Origin of the sequence: Sedimentitalea nanhaiensis DSM 24252, assembly GCF_000473225.1 — a bacterium.
Classification (GTDB): Bacteria; Pseudomonadota; Alphaproteobacteria; order Rhodobacterales; family Rhodobacteraceae; genus Sedimentitalea; species Sedimentitalea nanhaiensis.
Genome location: NZ_KI421509.1, coordinates 3,543,068 through 3,561,626 on the forward strand (window position 1 = coordinate 3,543,068; position 18,559 = coordinate 3,561,626).

The 18,559-nt window shown below is 63.9% G+C and carries 13 protein-coding genes; 9 read left to right on the forward strand and 4 right to left on the reverse strand.

Features of this window, described 5'->3' with window-relative positions:
• Positions 1-5 precede the first annotated feature (5 nt).
• Positions 6-359, forward strand: a complete 354-nt coding sequence (locus NANH_RS0119450) for an MmcQ/YjbR family DNA-binding protein (RefSeq protein WP_027263579.1) — start codon at positions 6-8, stop codon at positions 357-359.
• A gap of 226 nt (positions 360-585) precedes the next feature.
• Here the strand turns inward: NANH_RS0119450 and NANH_RS0119455 are convergent, their stop codons facing one another.
• Positions 586-4,026, reverse strand: a complete 3,441-nt coding sequence (locus NANH_RS0119455; RefSeq protein ID WP_027263580.1) for a pyruvate carboxylase — start codon at positions 4,024-4,026, stop codon at positions 586-588.
• A 135-nt stretch (positions 4,027-4,161) separates the two neighbouring features.
• Positions 4,162-5,319 (reverse strand): alpha-hydroxy acid oxidase, encoded by a 1,158-nt coding sequence (locus NANH_RS0119460; RefSeq protein WP_036050094.1) that lies wholly within the window; start codon positions 5,317-5,319, stop codon positions 4,162-4,164.
• A gap of 307 nt (positions 5,320-5,626) precedes the next feature.
• On the opposite strand from NANH_RS0119460, the gene NANH_RS0119465 reads away from it, so the two are divergent.
• Positions 5,627-7,987 (forward strand): ATP-dependent helicase, encoded by a 2,361-nt coding sequence (locus NANH_RS0119465; protein ID WP_027263582.1) that lies wholly within the window; start codon positions 5,627-5,629, stop codon positions 7,985-7,987.
• A gap of 105 nt (positions 7,988-8,092) precedes the next feature.
• On the opposite strand, the gene cls is transcribed toward NANH_RS0119465, so the two are convergent.
• Both cls and NANH_RS0119475 read right to left on the reverse strand, forming a co-directional pair.
• On the reverse strand, positions 8,093-9,520 hold the full coding sequence (gene cls / locus NANH_RS0119470) for a cardiolipin synthase (RefSeq protein WP_036050097.1): 1,428 nt from the start codon (positions 9,518-9,520) through the stop codon (positions 8,093-8,095).
• Between the two features lie 297 nt (positions 9,521-9,817).
• Positions 9,818-10,024, reverse strand: coding sequence for a DUF1127 domain-containing protein (locus NANH_RS0119475; protein ID WP_027263584.1), 207 nt, complete (start codon positions 10,022-10,024; stop codon positions 9,818-9,820).
• A gap of 233 nt (positions 10,025-10,257) precedes the next feature.
• Here NANH_RS0119475 and NANH_RS0119480 point away from each other — a divergent pair, with 233 nt between their 5' ends.
• The 7 genes from NANH_RS0119480 (at position 10,258) to NANH_RS0119510 (ending at position 18,554) form a co-directional block, all read left to right on the forward strand.
• The gene (locus NANH_RS0119480; RefSeq protein ID WP_027263585.1) at positions 10,258-11,328 is read left to right on the forward strand and encodes an Mrp/NBP35 family ATP-binding protein; all 1,071 of its coding nucleotides are present in this window, start codon (positions 10,258-10,260) and stop codon (positions 11,326-11,328) included.
• A 649-nt stretch (positions 11,329-11,977) separates the two neighbouring features.
• Positions 11,978-12,496, forward strand: a complete 519-nt coding sequence (mraZ, locus tag NANH_RS0119485; RefSeq protein WP_027263586.1) for a division/cell wall cluster transcriptional repressor MraZ — start codon at positions 11,978-11,980, stop codon at positions 12,494-12,496.
• A 4-nt stretch (positions 12,497-12,500) separates the two neighbouring features.
• Complete coding sequence (gene rsmH / locus NANH_RS0119490) at positions 12,501-13,496, forward strand: 16S rRNA (cytosine(1402)-N(4))-methyltransferase RsmH (protein WP_027263587.1); 996 nt, start codon at positions 12,501-12,503, stop codon at positions 13,494-13,496.
• The gene (ftsL, locus tag NANH_RS0119495) at positions 13,493-13,843 is read left to right on the forward strand and encodes a cell division protein FtsL (RefSeq protein ID WP_027263588.1); all 351 of its coding nucleotides are present in this window, start codon (positions 13,493-13,495) and stop codon (positions 13,841-13,843) included. Before rsmH ends, ftsL begins: the two co-directional genes overlap by 4 nt.
• Entirely contained in the window at positions 13,840-15,624 is a 1,785-nt protein-coding gene (locus tag NANH_RS0119500) for a peptidoglycan D,D-transpeptidase FtsI family protein (protein WP_027263589.1), read from the forward strand. Before ftsL ends, NANH_RS0119500 begins: the two co-directional genes overlap by 4 nt.
• Before the next feature lie 15 nt (positions 15,625-15,639).
• Positions 15,640-17,133 (forward strand): UDP-N-acetylmuramoyl-L-alanyl-D-glutamate--2,6-diaminopimelate ligase, encoded by a 1,494-nt coding sequence (locus tag NANH_RS0119505; protein ID WP_036050100.1) that lies wholly within the window; start codon positions 15,640-15,642, stop codon positions 17,131-17,133.
• Positions 17,130-18,554, forward strand: a complete 1,425-nt coding sequence (locus NANH_RS0119510) for a UDP-N-acetylmuramoyl-tripeptide--D-alanyl-D-alanine ligase (RefSeq protein WP_027263591.1) — start codon at positions 17,130-17,132, stop codon at positions 18,552-18,554. Before NANH_RS0119505 ends, NANH_RS0119510 begins: the two co-directional genes overlap by 4 nt.
• Positions 18,555-18,559 lie beyond the last annotated feature (5 nt).

The following is an 18,559-nucleotide window of genomic DNA, read 5'->3' on the forward strand; positions in this document are numbered from 1 at the left end:
CTGGCATGACACGCGAGGAATTCAACCTATTTTGCAAGGGTTTGCCTCAGACCACGCATGTGGTGCAATGGGGCAATGCCGATGTCTGGAAGGTCGGCGGCAAGGTGTTTGCGATCTGCGGCTGGGCCGATGGCGAGGACGCGTTCACCTTTAAGGTCAGCGAGATCGCGTTCGAGGTTCTGGGCGATATGCCGGGCATCCGGCCCGCGCCCTATCTGGCGTCACGCGGGATGAAATGGTTACAGCATTATGCGGCGCCGGGCCTGTCGGACGCCGAGTTGCAGCGCCACATCCGCCTGTCTTATGACATGATCGTTGCCAAGCTGACCAAGAAGCTGCGCGCCGAATTGGGGCTGTGACAGCTGGGGTGCGCAACAGTCTGTAAACCAAATTCGCGCGCTACGGCGATCGTGGCGTCAACGCCTGTGTGTCATGGTCAGGGTGCCGTATGGACCGCGTACATATCCTGGACATATGCCGTACATACGCGATGGCCATCCCGGTGGGGATCGGCCGGGTAAACACCGCGTGCGATGGCGGATTGCAAACGGCGGAGCCGGGCACGGCTCCGCCGATCGCCGATGGCTATTCCATTTCGATGAGGAGATCCTTGGCGTCGATCTGGCTGGCTGGGGCGACGTGCACCGTTTTGACGGTTGCGTCGCGTTCGGCGTGCAGGCCGGTTTCCATCTTCATCGCTTCGATGGTGAGCAGCAGATCGCCCTCCTTGACCTGCTGGCCCGCGGTGACGGCGACGGTGGCCACCACGCCGGGCATCGGCGCGCCGATGTGGTTGGCGTTGCCCGGTTCGGCCTTGGCGCGGGTGACGGTGGTGGCGGTGACCATGCGGTTGGGCACGCGCACCACGCGGGGCTGGCCGTTGAGTTCGAAGAACACCTTGACCTCGCCCGCCTCGTCGGTTTCGCCCACCGCCTGCATGCGGATTTCCAGTGTCTTGCCGGGGTCGATTTCGGCGCTCAGTTCTTCGCCGGGTTGCATGCCGTAAAAGAACGTCGTGGTCGGCAGGGTGCGCACCGGGCCATAGAGGCGATGGCGGCCCATGTAGTCCAGGAACACCTTGGGATACATCAGATAGCCGTTCAGATCCTCGTTATCGACCGCCTTGCCTTCGAGTTCCTTGCTGACCTCGGCGCGGATCGCTTCCAGATCGACGGCGGGCAGATGTTTGCCCGGACGTTCCATGTTGGGCGCGTCGCCCTTGAGCACCTTGCGGGCGATCACATCGGGGAACCCGCCGGGCGGGTGGCCCAGATCGCCGCGCATCATGCCCACAACCGAGTCGGGAAAGGACACGTCGACATCGGGGTTTTCGACATCGGCGCGGGTCAGCCCCTGACTGACCATCATCAGCGCCATGTCCCCGACCACCTTGGAACTGGGCGTCACCTTGGGGATGTCGCCGAACATCTGATTCACGTCGGCATAGGTCTGGGCCACATCGCTCCAGCGGTCCTCGAGTCCGAGGCTGCGGGCCTGGGCCTTGAGGTTGGTGAACTGCCCGCCGGGCATCTCGTGCAGGTAGACCTCGGAATTGGGGGCCTGAAGCCCGGATTCGAACGCGGCATATTGCGCCCGCACCGCCTCCCAGTATTCGCTGATTTCGCGGATCGCGCCGATGTTCAGCCCGGTGTCGCGGTCGGTGCGGCGCAGCGCCTCGACCACCGAACCCAGGGTCGGCTGGCTGGTGTTGCCCGACAGCGCGTCCATGGCGCAATCGACCGCATCCACCCCGGCCTCGCTGGCGGCGAGGATGGTGGCGCAGCCGACCCCGGCGGTGTCATGGGTGTGAAAGTGGATCGGCAGGCCGACCTCTTCTTTCAGCGCCTTGACGAGCGCCTTGGCGGCGGTGGGTTTGAGCAGGCCGCCCATGTCTTTCAGGCCCAGGATATGCGCCCCGGCATCGCGCAGTTCCTTGCCTGCGGTGACGTAGTATTTCAGGTTGTATTTGGCGCGGTCCGGGTCGTTGATGTCGCCGGTATAACAGATCGAGCCTTCGCAGAGCTTGCCGGACTCAAGCACCGCATCCATCGCCACGCGCATGTTTTCGACCCAGTTCAGCGCGTCAAAGACCCGGAACAGATCGACGCCGGTCTCGGCGGCCTGACGGACGAATTCCTGCACCACGTTGTCGGGATAGTTGGTGTAGCCAACGCCGTTGGAGCCGCGCAGCAACATCTGGGTCATCACGTTGGGCATGGCGGCGCGCAGATCGCGCAGGCGCTGCCAGGGGCATTCCTGCAGGAAGCGGTAGGCCACGTCGAATGTTGCCCCGCCCCAGCATTCGACCGAGAACAGGCCGGGCAGGTTGGTGGCATAGGCCGGGGCGACGCGGATCATGTCGATGCTGCGCATCCGGGTCGCCAGAAGCGATTGATGGCTGTCGCGCATCGTGGTGTCGGTGATCAGCAGCTGGCGCTGTGCCTTCATCCAGTCGGCCACCGCCTGCGGGCCTTTCTGTTCCAGCAGGTTGCGGGTGCCCATCATCGGTTCGCCGTGCCGGGCGGGGGCGCGCGGCAGGCGCAGGTCGGCGGGCGGGCGGGGGCGATCCCTGACCTCGGGGTGGCCGTTGACGGTGATGTCGGCGATATAGGTCAGCACCTTGGTGCCGCGGTCGCGGCGCTTGGCGAACTGGAACAGCTCGGGCGTGGTGTCGATGAATTTGGTGGTATAGCTGTTGTCCAGAAAGGTCGGGTGTTTCAGCAGGTTCTCGACAAAGGCGATGTTGGTGGACACGCCGCGCACCCGGAATTCGCGCAAGGCACGGTCCATGCGGGCGATCGCCGCCTCGGGCGTAGGGGCCCAGGCGGTGACCTTGGTCAGCAGGCTGTCGTAATAGCGCGTGATCACCCCGCCGGCATAGGCGGTGCCGCCGTCCAGCCGGATGCCCATGCCGGTGGCCGAGCGGTAAGCGGTGATGCGGCCATAGTCGGGGATGAAATTGTTCTGCGGATCCTCGGTGGTGACGCGGGTTTGCAGCGCGTGGCCGTTGAGGCGGATGTCGTCCTGTGCCGGTTTGCCGGTGGCCTCGGCGATGGTCTTGCCTTCGGCGATCAGGATCTGGGCGCGCACGATGTCGATGCCGGTGACCTCTTCGGTCACGGTGTGTTCGACCTGAACGCGGGGGTTGACCTCGATGAAATAGAATTTGCCGTCGTCCATATCCATCAGGAATTCGACGGTGCCGGCGCATTCATAGTTCACATGTTTGCAGATCCGGTGACCGAGTTCGCAGATCTCGGCGCGTTGGGCGTCGCTCAGATAGGGGGCGGGGGCGCGTTCGACGACCTTTTGGTTGCGCCGCTGCACCGAACAGTCGCGTTCGAACAGGTGGTACATGCCGCCGTGCTTGTCGCCCAGGATCTGCACTTCGACATGGCGCGCGCGCAGGATCATCTTTTCCAGATAGCCCTCGCCATTGCCGAATGCGGCCTCGGCCTCGCGGCGGCCCTCGCGGACCTTTTCCGCCAGCTCGTCGGGGGACTGGATCGGGCGCATGCCGCGCCCGCCGCCGCCCCAGGACGCCTTGAGCATCAGCGGATAGCCGACGGTCTCGGCCGCGGCGCGGATGACGTCCATGTCATCGCCCAGCACTTCGGTCGCCGGGATCACCGGCACCCCGGCCTCGACGGCGACACGCCGCGCGCTGGCCTTGTCGCCGAGCGCGCGCATGGTTTCGGCGCGCGGGCCGATAAAGGCGATGCCGGCGGCGTCGCAGGCGTCGACGAAATCCGGGTTCTCCGACAGCAGCCCATAGCCGGGGTGGATGGCATCGGCGCCGCATTCGCGCGCCACGCGGATGATCTCGTCGATGCTGAGGTAGGCGGCAACCGGCCCCATGCCCTCGCCGATGCGGTAAGCTTCGTCGGCCTTGAAACGGTGCAGGCCCAGCTTGTCCTCTTCGGCATAAACCGCCACCGTCCGCTTGCCCATTTCATTCGCCGCACGCATCACACGAATGGCGATCTCGCCGCGGTTCGCTATCAGGATCTTGTGGAAAACTGTCATCGGGGCCTCGGTTCAGGAAAGTGTTGCAGGACTGTGTAGGCGGGTTGTGACGTCACGTAAATGTTTCCTTGCCGCAGAATGCGAAATTTATGCTGCACTTGCATACGAGACGCCGGGGGCCGTTGGCAGAGCGGTTCAGACCGTGCCGGACAGTTGGATCGCGGGCGGCAGATCGCTCAGTGTATGCGCGCCGATCTGGCCCATGTTGGCCTGCATGTCCTTGCAAAGCATGTCGATCAGATGCGCAGGGCCTGTGGCCCCCAGGGCGGCAAGGGCAAAGTGAAAGGTGCGCCCCAGCATGACAAAATCGGCCCCCAACGCCAGCGCGCGCAGAATGTCCAGCCCACCCTCGATGCCGCTGTCAAACACCAGCGGCAGGCGGGTGGCGGCGCGCAGATCGGGCAGGCATTCGATGCCGCCCGGAGCGCCGTCAAATTGCCGCCCCGCATGATTGGACACCCATAGCGCATCGACACCTGCCGCCTCAAGCGAGGCCGCGTCCGGCGCGCGCAGCACACCTTTGACGATGAACGGCCCGTCCCAGTGGTCGCGCAGCCATTTCACGTAGTCCATGTCCGGCGAGGTGCGCAGCAGATAGCCGATATGGGCGGTGGGGGGCAGGTTTGCCTGCGCGCCGGTGATGTATTTGTCCAGCGTGCGCATCCGAGGCAGGCCGCGCCGCGCCATGCCCATCGCCCAGGCGGGACGCTGGGCGATCTGCGCCAGCAGGCGCGGCGTCATTCGGGGCGGTTGCGTCAGACCCGAGCGGGTCTGGCGTTCGCGCCGCGAGGCCATCGGCACATCCACCGTCAGCACCAGCGTCGAAAACCCGGCGGCACGGGCGCGGTCCAGCAGGTCGCGGCGAATTTCCGGCGCCTTTGGCGGATAGAGCTGAAACCAGGCATGGTCGCCCAGATCGGGGGCCAGGTCCTCGGGGCTGCGGCTGGCGACGGTGGACAGGCAAAAGGGCAGACCCGCCGTGCGCGCGGCACGGGCCAGCAGGTGCTCGGCATCGGGCCAGATCAGCCCGGACATGCCGATGGGTGCGATGCCAAAAGGCTGTGCGAACGCGCGGTCCAGAAAGGTGGTGGACAGATCCGGGTCGATCTGGCCATGCAGAATCGACGGCATGAAGCCGACCCGGTCCAGTGCGGCGCGGTTGCGCGCCTTGGTGGTTTCCATCCCGGTGCCGCTGTCGAGATAGTCCCAGACGAATGTCGGCAACCGCCGATGGGCGCGCGCCCTGAGATCGGCAACGCCGGGAAACCGTGCCTGCAAATCGGTTTCGCTCACGTCAGGCGACCCTGAACATGCACGGCCGGGTCGCCGGTCTTGGTCTGTGCTTGTCGCGGCGGATGCCCGAGCACCCGTCCGGTTTGACAAAAAACGAATGCCGCGTTTGAACGGCGGTCGGCGGGCTCTGTTCCATGCGTCGACTATGCCGCGAACGGATCGTGGTTTGCAAAACCTTAATGCCGCTTCGCGCCCCGGGCCGGTGGAGTCCGTCCGCCGGAAAACGGGGTGGTTTGGTGAAAAAATCGGATGGAACATTACTGGAACAGATCTTTCCCTGCCCGGCGCGCTGGGATATGGTCGCATCATGAGCGGTTTTGACGAGACTGACGCCTTTGAAGGCGCCTCGCTGTCGGCGCGCGCGATGGCCGCGCGTCCGCAGCCCTATATGGATGGCCTGAACCCCGAACAACGCCGGGCGGTCGAGACCCTGCAGGGGCCGGTGCTGATGCTGGCGGGGGCCGGAACCGGCAAGACCAAGGCGCTGACGGCGCGAATCGTGCATCTGCTGACCACCGGCAACGCGCGCCCCAACGAGATCCTGGCGGTGACCTTTACCAACAAGGCCGCGCGCGAGATGAAGAACCGTGTCGGCGGCATGCTGGGGCAAAGCATCGAGGGGATGCCGTGGCTCGGCACGTTCCATTCGATCTGTGTGAAACTGTTGCGGCGGCATGCGGAGCTGGCGGGGCTGAAAAGCAATTTCACCATTCTGGACACCGACGATCAGCTGCGGTTGCTCAAGCAACTGGTGGCGGCGGCCGGGATCGATGACAAACGCTGGCCCGCGCGCCAGCTGGCCGGAGTGATCGACGGCTGGAAGAACCGCGCGCTGACACCGACCAAAGTGCCCGCCGCCGATGCGGGGGCCTATAACGGCAAGGGTGTGGCGCTGTACGGCCAGTACCAGATCCGCCTGCGCGAGCTGAACGCGGTCGATTTCGGCGATCTGCTGTTGCATATGGTAACGATTTTCCAGGCCCATCCGGATATTCTGGAGCAATATCAACGCTGGTTCCGTTATATTCTGGTGGACGAGTATCAGGATACCAATATCGCCCAGTACCTGTGGCTGCGGCTGTTGGCGGGCGGGCACAAGAACATCTGTTGCGTCGGCGATGACGACCAGTCGATCTATGGCTGGCGCGGGGCCGAGGTGGGGAATATCCTGCGGTTCGAGGCGGATTTTCCCGGTGCCCATGTGGTGCGGCTGGAGCAGAATTATCGCAGCACAGCGCATATTCTGGGTGCGGCCAGCGGGGTCATTCGCGGCAACGAGGGACGGTTGGGCAAAGAGCTGTGGACCGAGGCCGAGGGCGGCGAACAGGTGCGGCTGATCGGCCATTGGGACGGCGAGGAAGAGGCGCGCTGGATCGGGGAGGAAGTCGAGGCGATGCAGCGCGGCACGCGGGGCATGCGCGCCATCGGGCTGGACGAGATGGCGATTCTGGTGCGCGCCAGCCACCAGATGCGGGCGTTCGAGGACCGGTTCCTGACCATCGGGCTGCCGTATCGGGTGATCGGCGGGCCGCGATTTTATGAGCGTATGGAGATTCGCGACGCGATGGCCTATTTCCGCGTCGTGGTCAGCCCCGACGACGATCTGGCGTTCGAGCGCATCGTGAACACGCCCAAACGCGGGCTGGGCGATAAGGCGCAGCAGACCATCCAGACCACGGCGCGCAGCAATGGCGTGTCGCTGCTGGAAGGGGCGCGGCTGGCGGTGCAGGGCGGGCTGATCAAGGGCAAGGGCGGCAGCGCCTTGGGCGCCTTGGTCGACGGCATCGCGCGCTGGGGCCGGATGGCGGGCGACGCGGGCATGACCCATATGGAGCTGGCCGAGATCATCCTGGACGAAAGCGGCTATACCGGGATGTGGCAGAACGACAAGACGCCCGAGGCGCCGGGGCGGCTGGAAAACCTAAAGGAACTGATCAAGGCACTGGAATCGTTTGAGAACCTGCAAGGGTTTCTGGAACATGTCAGCCTGATCATGGACAACAGCAGCGACGACAACGAGGAAAAGGTCAGCATCATGACCCTGCATGCGGCCAAGGGGCTGGAGTTTCCCGCCGTGTTCCTGCCCGGCTGGGAGGACGGGCTGTTTCCGTCCCAGCGCAGCATGGACGAGAGCGGGCTGAAGGGGTTGGAAGAGGAACGCCGGCTGGCCTATGTGGGGATCACGCGGGCCGAGGAGATCTGTACGATTTCCTTTGCGGGCAACCGGCGGGTGTTCGGGCAGTGGCAGTCGCAGTTGCCGTCGCGGTTCATTGACGAGCTGCCCGAGGCCCATGTGCAGGTGCTGACGCCGCCGGGGCTGTATGGCGGTGGGTACGGGGCGGCGGGCATGGCGTCGTCGCCTGCGGAACATTCCGATATTTCCGACCGGGTGGCGCAGGCGGATGGCTATAATTCGCCCGGCTGGAAGCGGTTGCAGGCCCGCGCGGCGCAACGCGGCATGGCGCAACCCAAGGAAAGCCGCAACACGGTGATCGATCTGAACGCGGTCAGCAGCTTTACCGTCGGCGAGCGGGTGTTTCACCAGAAGTTCGGCTATGGCGCGGTGACCGGGATCGAAGGCGACAAGCTGGAGGTCGATTTCGAAAAGGCCGGGGTGAAAAAGATCGTTGCGCGATACGTTTCAGCCAGCGATGACATTCCGTTCTAGGCGCGGGCATTTCGTCCTAAACCGGTCTCACCTGACGCGGCCTGAAAAATAAAGGTTTCAATGCGATAGGTGGGGTCCGATATCTCGGGTCAAAGTGCAAACGCTTTAGAGCACCGGCCCCATCGTGGCGATGGCGTTGTTCCACATACGTTTATGGGCCGGCCAGCATTTCACATCCGCCAGGGTGACCGGTTGCGATGCGTCGATATAGTCGGCCTGCCGTTGGGCGATGGCCCGGGTGATTGCGTAGTCGTGCAGCAATATGTTGCTTTCATAGTTCAGATCGAAGCTGCGTAGGTCCAGATTGGACGAGCCGATAAAGCTGATTTCATCGTCGATCGTCAGCGTTTTGGCGTGCAGCAAGCCGCCATCGTATTCCCAGATCGTCACACCGGCCTCGAGCAGGCGGTGATAGGAGGATTGGCTGGCACCGGCGACGATCCAGGAATCGTTGACGCGGGGAAAGATCATCGTCACCGACACGCCCCGGAAAGCGGCGGCGCAGAGGGATTCCAAAACGATGGAATTGGGCACAAAATAGGGTGTCGAGATGATCACCCGGCGTTGGGCCGCGTTCATCAGCGCGGCGAACAAGTGCGGTGTCGCCAGGCGGCGTTCGGTTGGGCCGTCGCCCATGATCTGCGCCACAAAACCGGGGTCCTGCGGCGTGGCGGTCAGGGGGAAATCCGCAAGGGTGCCGCCGCAATGGGCGATCCAGTCGCCGGCAAAGAGCAGCTGATTCTGCGCCACCACCGGCCCCTTGGCGCGCAACATGATGTCCACCCAGGGCGCGTATTTGGCTTTGACGCGAAATTCGGGGTCGGCGCAGTTCTGGCTGCCGCAATAGGTGATTTCGCCGTCGATAATGGTAATCTTGCGATGGTTTCTCAGGTCCAGACGGCTTTTCAGCACTGTGGCCAGCGGATTGCCGATGGGCAGGGCCACGGCCACCTGCACCCCGGCGTCGCGCATCTGTTGCCACAGCGGCGAGCGCACGAAATGACGCGAGCCCAGCCCGTCGGCCATGGCGCGGCAGGTCACGCCGCGCTGCGCGGCTCGGATCAGGGCCCGGGCGGTGTTGGTGCCGGTCTCGTCATCCAGCCAGATATAATAAAGAACATGCACATGGTTTTGGGCCGCGTCGATATCCGCGATCAACCGCTGGCGGGCGGTGGCGGCATCGGGCATCAGTTCGGCGGCGTTTCCGGCCACGGGCGGGAACCCGTTGATCGACTGGCTATAGAGAAATGCGGGGCGAAAACGTTCCGGCAGGGCGTGCAATGCAGACGCGCCGGTGCCGAACAATTCTGCGGCGTGTCCGTGTACCGAATGCGCCACCTCGGCAATCCGGTCGCGGGTGGAATAGCCCAGGTTGGCCTCGCCAAACAGGAAATAGATCAGGCTGCCAAAAAACGGCAGCACGAGAATGACCATGAACCAGCTGAGTCGGGTCGCTGCGGCCAGATCGTCGCGCAGCAGCAATCTCAGTGAAAACCCGGCCAGAAGCAGGATGTGTAGTGAGAGAACAAGCATCAAGCGTCCGGTCCGATAAGCCAAAAGGCGACGGGCCTAAAAGAGAGCATTTTTGCGGGTTTGGCAACGAAGCTGCGTTGCAGTGAAAACGGCGGCACCAGGGAGGAGGAGAGGTGCCGCCGTTCTCTTGCAACACCGAAACGCAGGGAGGAGGAGAGCGCCCGGTGTATACGGATCCGGTGTTGAGACCGGTATTAGGTGCGGCGACACCAGGGAGGAGGAGAGGTGCCGCCGCGATCAACAGAATTGCCAGGGAGGAGGAGAGGCAAGCCTGAACTGGAAAAACTGTTTTGCGCCTCAGCGCATGTCGTACGCCGCCTGATAGGCAACGCGGCGGATCATCGAACGGTTCATGCCCAGATCGGCCAGTTGCCGGTTGCTGAGGCCTGACAGCTCGTCAACGGTCTGCCGGAACAGACGGTGGCGTATAAACCGCTCTTTTACGGTCTGCAGGAGGCGTATCAGCCGCGGGGCCTCGTGTGATGCGGTCAGGGCATGAGCCATGGTCTTGAACCTTCGTGTAATCGGCGCGACTGTTAGCGCCTTAACTTGCAACCAAGATAGCCAATTGCTGCACTTGCACAATAGACACAAAGTCATTGCTGCTATGCAGAAAATGCATAGGAGAAATGGCTAAATATCCGGCACTTGCGCGAAACAGTTGTCACGAATGATCGCCATTTGTGCGCTCTGCGCATAGGATGCCACGTCACCTTTGATAGATGGGAGAAAACGGCATGGCCGTCACACGCACGGAAATCGAAAACAGCCTGTCAAAGCTGGAATTGCCCGATGGCGGCACCCTTGTCAGCCGCGATATGATTCGGGCCCTGACCATCGAAGGGCGCGCGGTGCGCTTTGTGATCGAGGCTCCGACACCCGAGATTGCGCGCCATATGGAACCGCTGCGGCGTGCGGCCGAGGCGGCAGTGGCCGCGCTGGACGGGGTCGAGAGCGTGTCGGTGGCGCTGACCGCCCATGGCCCCGCGCAGAAACCGGCGGCGCCGGGCCTGAAGATCGGCGGGCATCCCAAGGCGCAGGACGGCCCGACCAAACCGGGTGGCGTGGATCGCATTCTGGCGATTGCATCGGGCAAGGGCGGGGTGGGCAAATCGACGGTCTCGTCGAATCTGGCGGTGGCGCTGGCGCGGGCGGGGCGCAAGGTGGGCCTGTTGGATGCGGATATATACGGTCCCAGCCAGCCGCGGATGATGGGGGCATCGGGACGTCCCGCCAGCCCGGATGGCAAGACCATCATTCCGCTGCAGGCCCATGGGGTCACGCTGATGTCGATCGGCTTCATGATGGAAGAGGGCAAGGCGGTGATCTGGCGCGGACCGATGCTGATGGGGGCGTTGCAACAGATGCTGGGTCAGGTCGAATGGGGCAAGCTGGACGTGCTGATTGTCGATCTGCCGCCGGGCACCGGGGATGTGCAGCTGACATTATGTACCAAAAGCCAGCTGACCGGGGCCATCGTGGTCAGCACGCCGCAGGATGTGGCGCTGATCGATGCGCGCAAGGCGCTGGACATGTTTGCCACGCTCAAGACACCGGTTTTGGGTTTGATCGAGAATATGTCGACCTTTGTCTGTCCCGATTGTGGATCGGAACATCGGATTTTCGGCCATGGCGGCGTGGCGGCCGAGGCCGAAAAGATGGGTGTACCGCTGTTGGGGAGCTTGCCGATCGATCTGGACACCCGGCTGGCCGGGGATGCGGGCACGCCGATTGCGGCGGGCGATGGGCCGGCAGCACAGGCCTATGCGCAGATGGCGGAACGGTTGATCGCGGGGGGCATGGCCTGACGGGCCGCCGCGTCGCGGAAAATTGCGGGATGCGGTATGGGAAATCGTGGGACGGGGCGGCCTGACGCAGTCGGCGCGCGACGGGAATCGCTGTTTCGGCCTCCGGTTGCGGAGGTGAAATTGGCAATCCTGTTGGGAACAAAGCGCGAATATCAAAAAATCGAACAAATGGGTCAAAGTTTTTTGGGAAATCGTGGGCCAGCTTCTGTTTTGCCGCCCATGTGCCATATCTTGTGGCTTGGCGGCCACATGCCTACCAAAAGGGCGAAGTATTAAGCAAAGGTTACCGGATTTTTCTTGCGATCATCTCTCGATCTCCCAAGAGAATATACGTTTTCCCACAAAAAACTGTTGCCACCCATGAATTCCCATGGCATCCCTTGTTCATCGGATGAGGAAGACAGCAGGGGCACCAAACGACCCCGAACCAATAATAAGCAGGTTTCATACAGGCTTCGACTTCATCAGACCAAGAGATCCGGCGCGTGAGCGAGCAGACATCCCCCCAGGTGGCGCGCGCGACTGGACTTACCCGCACAGCGGGACGAGGGCGGCGGGTTGATCAGTGGCAGCGGATCAACCCGTCGTTTTCACATTCAGGGGGCAGGATTTCGGACGCGGGGGCGCGCAAGAATAAGGGACGGGACAGTTGGGCCGCAGGTTCAGGGGCGAAAGCCAGCACAAGGTGGATGCAAAGGGCAGGGTGTCGATCCCGGCCTCTTTCCGCCGTGTACTGGAAGCCGGTGACCCGAACTGGAAATCCGGCGAAAGCCCCGAACTGGTGATCGTGTATGGCGATCACAGACGCACATACCTGGAATGTTATACGATGGAGGCGATCGATGAGGTCGACGCCAAGATCGATGCATTGCCGCGGGGCTCGATGCAGCGAAAGATGTTGCAGCGCATGTTTCACGGACAATCCTTTCCCACCAATGTGGACGAAACCGGCCGGCTGGTTCTGCCGGCCAAGCTGCGCAGCAAGATCGGACTGGACGGCGAGGCGTTCTTTATCGCCGCCGGCGATACCTTTCAGATCTGGAACCCGACAACCTACGAAGAAGAGGAGCTGGCCAAGGCCGAGGCCTGGCTGGACGAGTTGCCTGATGATTTCGATCCGCTTGTCTACCTGGATGGCGCCCAACCGGATGGCGCGGGCGAGGGCTGAGACGATGGCCGCTGCCCACCCCCCCAAAGATACCGAGTCCCATATTCCCGTTCTGCTGCGCCCGCTTCTGGCGGCGGTGGCACCGGTCGCGGGCACCTGGCTGGACGGCACCTTTGGCGCTGGCGGCTATACCCGCGCGCTGTTGCAGGCGGGGGCGGACAGGGTGATCGCGGTGGATCGCGACCCCCTGGCCTTTGAGATGGCGCGGGGCTGGGCGGGGCAATATGGCGACCGGCTGGTGATGCAGGAGGGCGTGTTTTCGCGTCTGGACAGCTATGCCAGCGAGCTGGATGGCGTGGTGCTGGACCTGGGCGTGTCGTCGATGCAGCTGGATCTGGCCGAGCGCGGATTTTCTTTCATGAAGGACGGGCCGCTGGACATGCGCATGTCCCAGACCGGTGAGTCGGCGGCGGATCTGGTCAATACGGCGGGCGAGAGCGTGCTGGCGGACATCCTGTTTCACTATGGCGAAGAACGCGCAAGCCGCCGCATTGCCCGCGCCATCCTGCGCGCCCGTGCCGAGGCGCCGATCACCACCACGTTGCAACTGGCGGGGATCATCGAATCCTGCCTGCCGCGTCCCAAGCCGGGGCAATCGCACCCGGCCACCCGCAGTTTTCAGGCGTTGCGGATCGCGGTGAACGAGGAATATGACGAGCTGTTCAAGGGGCTGATGGCGGCAGAGCGGGCATTGAAGCCCGGTGGGCAACTGGCGGTTGTCACCTTTCATTCCATCGAGGACCGGATGGTCAAACGGTTCCTGACCGCGCGGGCCGGACAGGGCGGGCGGGCCAACCGCTATGCCCCGGAAACCCAACAGGACGCGCCGCAATTCATCGTCAGATCGCGCAAGGCGATAGGCCCGGACGACGCGGAACTGGCGGACAACCCGCGATCACGGTCGGCCAAGCTGCGGGTTGCCGTCCGCACAGATGCACCGGCGGGGGCGATCGAGTCGTACTCTATCGGGATGCCGCGTCTCAGGGAGACCCGGACATGAAAAGCATCGCTTATGTTCTGGCGGCGCTGGCGGTATTCGGTCTGGCCTTTTGGGCCTATCGCGAAAATTACGCCACCCAGCGCGCCCTGTCCGAAACCCAGCGCCTGCAACTCCAGATCGGCAAGGCGCAGGTGCGCCTGTCGGTGCTGCGGGCGGAATGGGCCTATCTCAACCGGCCGAACCGGCTGCGGGATCTGGCCGAGATCAATTTTGACCGGCTGGGTCTGTTGCCTCTGCGCCCGGATCAGTTCGGGCGGGTGGACGAAGTCAATTATCCGGTCGTCAATCTGTTGCCAATCACCAATCCGGTGGATGTGTCGACCATGGCAGAGGAGGATCCGCTGTGATCCGCACACCGCTGCGCCCGCTGGCCCGCATCCTGTCGGCCCGCGCCAAGGGCGAAAATCCAGACGTCATCGAACGCGAGAATATCCGCCGCCGCCATGAGGACATGCGCGACCGCGCCCGCAGCCGCGCCGAAGGACGGTTGTTGGTGCTGGGGCTGTTCTTTTTCTGTGCTTTTGCTGTGGTGGGCGGGCGCATGGGGCTGTTGGCGACCTCGGAAGCGGTCGAGCCGCGCGCCAGCGCGGGCGGCAGCGCCATTGCTACGCAACGTGCGGATATCGTGGATCGCAACGGTCGTATCCTGGCGACCAATTTCGAAACCCATTCGCTGTATGCCCAGCCCCCAAATCTGATCGATCCCGCTGCGGCCGCGGCGGGGCTGGTGCGGATTTTTCCGGATCTGGACGAGGCACGGCTGCTGAGGGATTTCAGCGGCAAGCGCAAATTTGTCTGGATCAAGAAGAAGATCAGCCCCGAGCAGAAACAGGCGGTGCACGATCTGGGCGATCCCGGCCTGCTGTTCGGCCCGCGCGAAATGCGTCTGTATCCCAACGGCACGCTGGCGGCGCATGTTCTGGGCGGTGCAAGTTTCGGCAAGGAAGGGGTGAACGCCGCCGAGGTGATTGGCGTTGCCGGGGTGGAAAAGCAGTTCGACGACTATCTGCGCGATCCCGCCAACGGGGCCAAACCGTTGCAATTGTCGCTGGATCTGACAGTGCAGGCTGCCGCCGAGCGGGTGCTGTATGGCGGCATGAAGCTGATGAATGCCAAGGGCGCGACCTCGATTCTGATGGATGTGCAGACCGGCGAGGTGATCTCGGTTGTGTCGCTGCCGGATTTCGATCCCAACAAGCGTCCGCGTCCACCGACAAGCGGGGACGACCCATCGGACAGTCCGCTGTTCAATCGCGCGGTGCAGGGCGTGTACGAGTTGGGCTCTACTTTCAAGATATTTGCGGTGGCACAGGCGATGGATCTGGGGCTGGTGGGGCCGGAAACCATTGTCGACATCCGCGGCCCGCTGCGCTGGGGCAAGTTCCGGATCCGTGACTTTAAAAACTATGGTCCTGAACTGTCGGTGACCAAGATCATCGTGAAATCGAGCAACATCGGCACCGCCCGGCTGGCCCAGCAGATCGGCGTGAGCCGTCAGAGAGAGTTCATGACTGCGCTGGGAATGCTGGATTCGACCCCGTTCGAGATTGTCGAGGCCACGGGCGCGCAGCCGCTGTTGCCCAAGAACTGGTCCGAGCTGAGCGCGATGACGATTTCCTATGGTCACGGATTGTCGGTCAGCCCGATGCATCTGGCGGCGGCTTATGCCGCAATTGCCAATGGCGGATATTACGTCAAACCGACGATCCTGCGGCAGGAGGGTCCGCAATACGGCCCGCAGGTGATTTCATCGCAGGCGGCGGCGGCATCGCGGCGGATGCTGCGCCAGGTGGTGACAGACGGCACCGCCAGCTTTGGCGAGGTGCCGGGCTATGCGGTGGGGGGCAAGACCGGCACGGCGGACAAGCCCAAACCGCGCGGCGGCTATTACGAAAACAAGGTGATCGCCACCTTTGCCAGCATGTTCCCGGCGCATGATCCGAAATATGTGCTGATCGTGACCCTGGACGAGCCATCCGAGAACTCGGGCAAGAAACCCCGCCGGACTGCCGGCTGGACGGCGGTTCCGGTGGCCGCCGAGATGATTGGCCGGATTGCGCCCTTGCTGGGGCTGCGACCGGACGTTGAACCCGGACAATTCGCTGGTATAACGCTGGCCTCGAACTGAGGCGGGGGCCGTCGGATGAGCATTGCTGAAACACCTGCGGCCAAACCGCTGAGCCAGTTGGCGCTGAGTTCGCGCGGCGGGGCGGATCCAATAGTCACCGGGCTGGCCGTGGACAGCCGCGAGGTGCGCGAGGGCTTTCTGTTTGCCGCCCTGCCGGGCACTCGGGTACATGGCGGCGAGTTCATCCAATACGCGTTGCGGATGGGGGCGGCGGCGATTCTGACCGATGCAGAGGGCGCGCGCCTTGCCGAAACGGAACTGGCGGCGTCGGGGGCGGCGCTGGTGGTGGCCGAGGATCCGCGCCAGGCGCTGGCCTTTACCGCCGCACTTTGGTTTGGGGCACAGCCGGCAACGATGGCGGCGGTCACCGGCACCAATGGCAAGACCTCGGTGGCGACATTCCTGCGGCAGATCTGGATCGAGCTGGGACATGCGGCGATCAATCTGGGCACCACCGGCGTCGAGGGAGCCTGGAGCGCGCCGCTGGCCCATACCACGCCCGAACCGATCACTTTGCATCGTGCCCTGGCGGCGGCGGCGGCGCAGGGAATCACCCATGCGGCGATGGAAGCGTCCAGTCACGGGCTGGAGCAGCGCCGTCTGGATGGGGTCAGTCTGAAAGCGGCCGGATTTACCAATTTCACCCAGGACCATCTGGATTATCACGACACGTTTCAGGCGTATTTTGCCGCCAAGGCGGGGCTGTTTCGACGGGTATTGCCCGCCGATGGGACGGCGGTGGTCAATCTGGACGATTCGCGCGGGGCCGAGATGCGCGCCATTGCGGCGGCCCGGGGCCAGCGGGTCATCACCGTCGGGCAGGGGGTCGGCGACATCAACCTGCTGAGCCAGCGGTTTGACGCCACCGGACAGGACCTGCGCTTTGGTCATGGCGAGCGGGTCTATCAGACCCGGCTGAACCTGATCGGCGGGTTTCAGGCGCAGAACGTGCTGATGGCCTGTGGGCTGGCCATCAGCTGTGGCGATGCGGCGGGGGACGTGTTCGATACGTTGGAGCGGCTGACCACCGTGCGCGGCCGGATGCAGCTGGCCGCGACACGGGCCAATGGCGCAACGGCGTTTGTCGATTATGCGCATACGCCGGATGCGGTCGCCACGGCACTGCGGGCATTGCGTCCGCATGTGATGGGACGTCTGATCGCCATTGTTGGCGCCGGGGGCGATCGCGACACCACGAAACGCCCGCTGATGGGCCGGGCAGCGGCGGAAAACGCCGATCTGCTGATCGTGACCGATGACAATCCGCGCAGCGAGGATCCGGCGGCGATTCGGGCCGCCGTGCTGGCCGGTGCGCCCGACGCGAGCGAGGTCGGCGACCGGGCCGAGGCGATCCTGCGCGGGGTCGATGCGCTGGGGCGGGGGGATGCGCTGCTGATCGCGGGCAAGGGCCATGAAACCGGGCAGATCGTCGGCGACGATATCCTGCCCTTTGACGATGTTGAACAGGCCAGCGTGGCTGTGGCCGCCCTGGATGGAGGAAGCGCATGAGTCTGTGGAGCGCCGCCGAAGCCGCCACCGCAACGGGTGGGCGGGCGCAGGGCGAGTGGACTGCAAGCGGAGTGTCCATCGACACCCGCACCCTGCAGCCGGGCGATTTGTTTGTGGCGCTCAAGGCCGAGCGCGACGCGCATGCTTTTGTGGCGCAGGCGCTGGCCAAGGGCGCGGCGGCTGCGCTGGTGTCGCATATTCCCGATGGCGTGGCGGAGGATGCGCCGCTGTTGATCGCCGAGGACGTCCAGGCGGCGCTGGAAGCTCTGGGCCGGGCGGGGCGCGGGCGCAGCACGGCGCGGGTGGTGGCGGTGACCGGCAGCGTCGGCAAGACCTCGACCAAGGAAATGTTGGCGCGGATGCTGGGCGATCAGGGGGTGACCCACGCCAGCGTCGCCAGTTACAACAATCATTGGGGTGTGCCGCTGACCCTGGCGCGGATGCCGCGCGACACAGAGTTTGCGGTGATCGAGATTGGCATGAACCACCCCGGCGAGATCGCGCCGCTGGCCCGGATGGCGCGCCCGCATGTGGCGATGATCACCACGGTTGCGGCGGTGCATCTGGCCGCGTTCGACAGCGTCGACGACATTGCCCGCGAAAAGGCCGCGATCCTGCAGGGGCTGGAGCCGGGCGGTACGGCGGTGCTGAATGCCGATATCGAACAGGCCGCGATCCTGCGCGATGCAGCAGATGCAATCGGCGCAAATGTGGTGGATTTCGGATTCAGCGCACAGGGCTATCGTCTGCTGGATGTTGCGGTTCAGGGGGAAACGACAGTGGCCCGTGCCGAGGTTTGGGGCGAGCCGATACTGTTCAAGATCGCCACCGCCGGTCAGCATTTTGCGATGAACGGGCTGGGCGCGCTGGCCGCCTGTGCCGCGGTGCGGGCAGATCCGGCGTTGTCCGCGCTGGCGCTGGGGCGCTGGAGCCCCTATCAGGGGCGCGGCGTGCGTGAGACCATCACGCTGGATCCGTCCCTGAGCGATCAGCGGATGACTCTGCTGGATGACGCCTATAACGCCAATCCCACCTCGATGGCGGCGGCGCTCGAGGTGCTGGCCGCCTCGGGCACGGGGGTGGGGCGGCGCATCGCAATTCTGGGCGACATGAAGGAAATGGGTCCAAATGCGGAACGGTTCCATGCCGATCTGGCCGATCTGCCAGCGATGCAACGGATCGACCAGGTGCATTGCATCGGTCCGCTGATGCAGGCCCTCTATGCGGCGTTGCCGCAGGAAAAGCGCGGCAGCCATCATGACACCAGCGCCGCGATGGCCCGGACCTTGCGCAGGTGTCTGGCCCCCGGTGATGCGGTTCTGGTCAAGGGATCTCTGAGCATGAAACTGGGGCTGATCGTTGACGCCATCCGAAAAATGGGCCATGCGCAGCGCGATCTGGTGACACAAGATGACGAATAGGACCT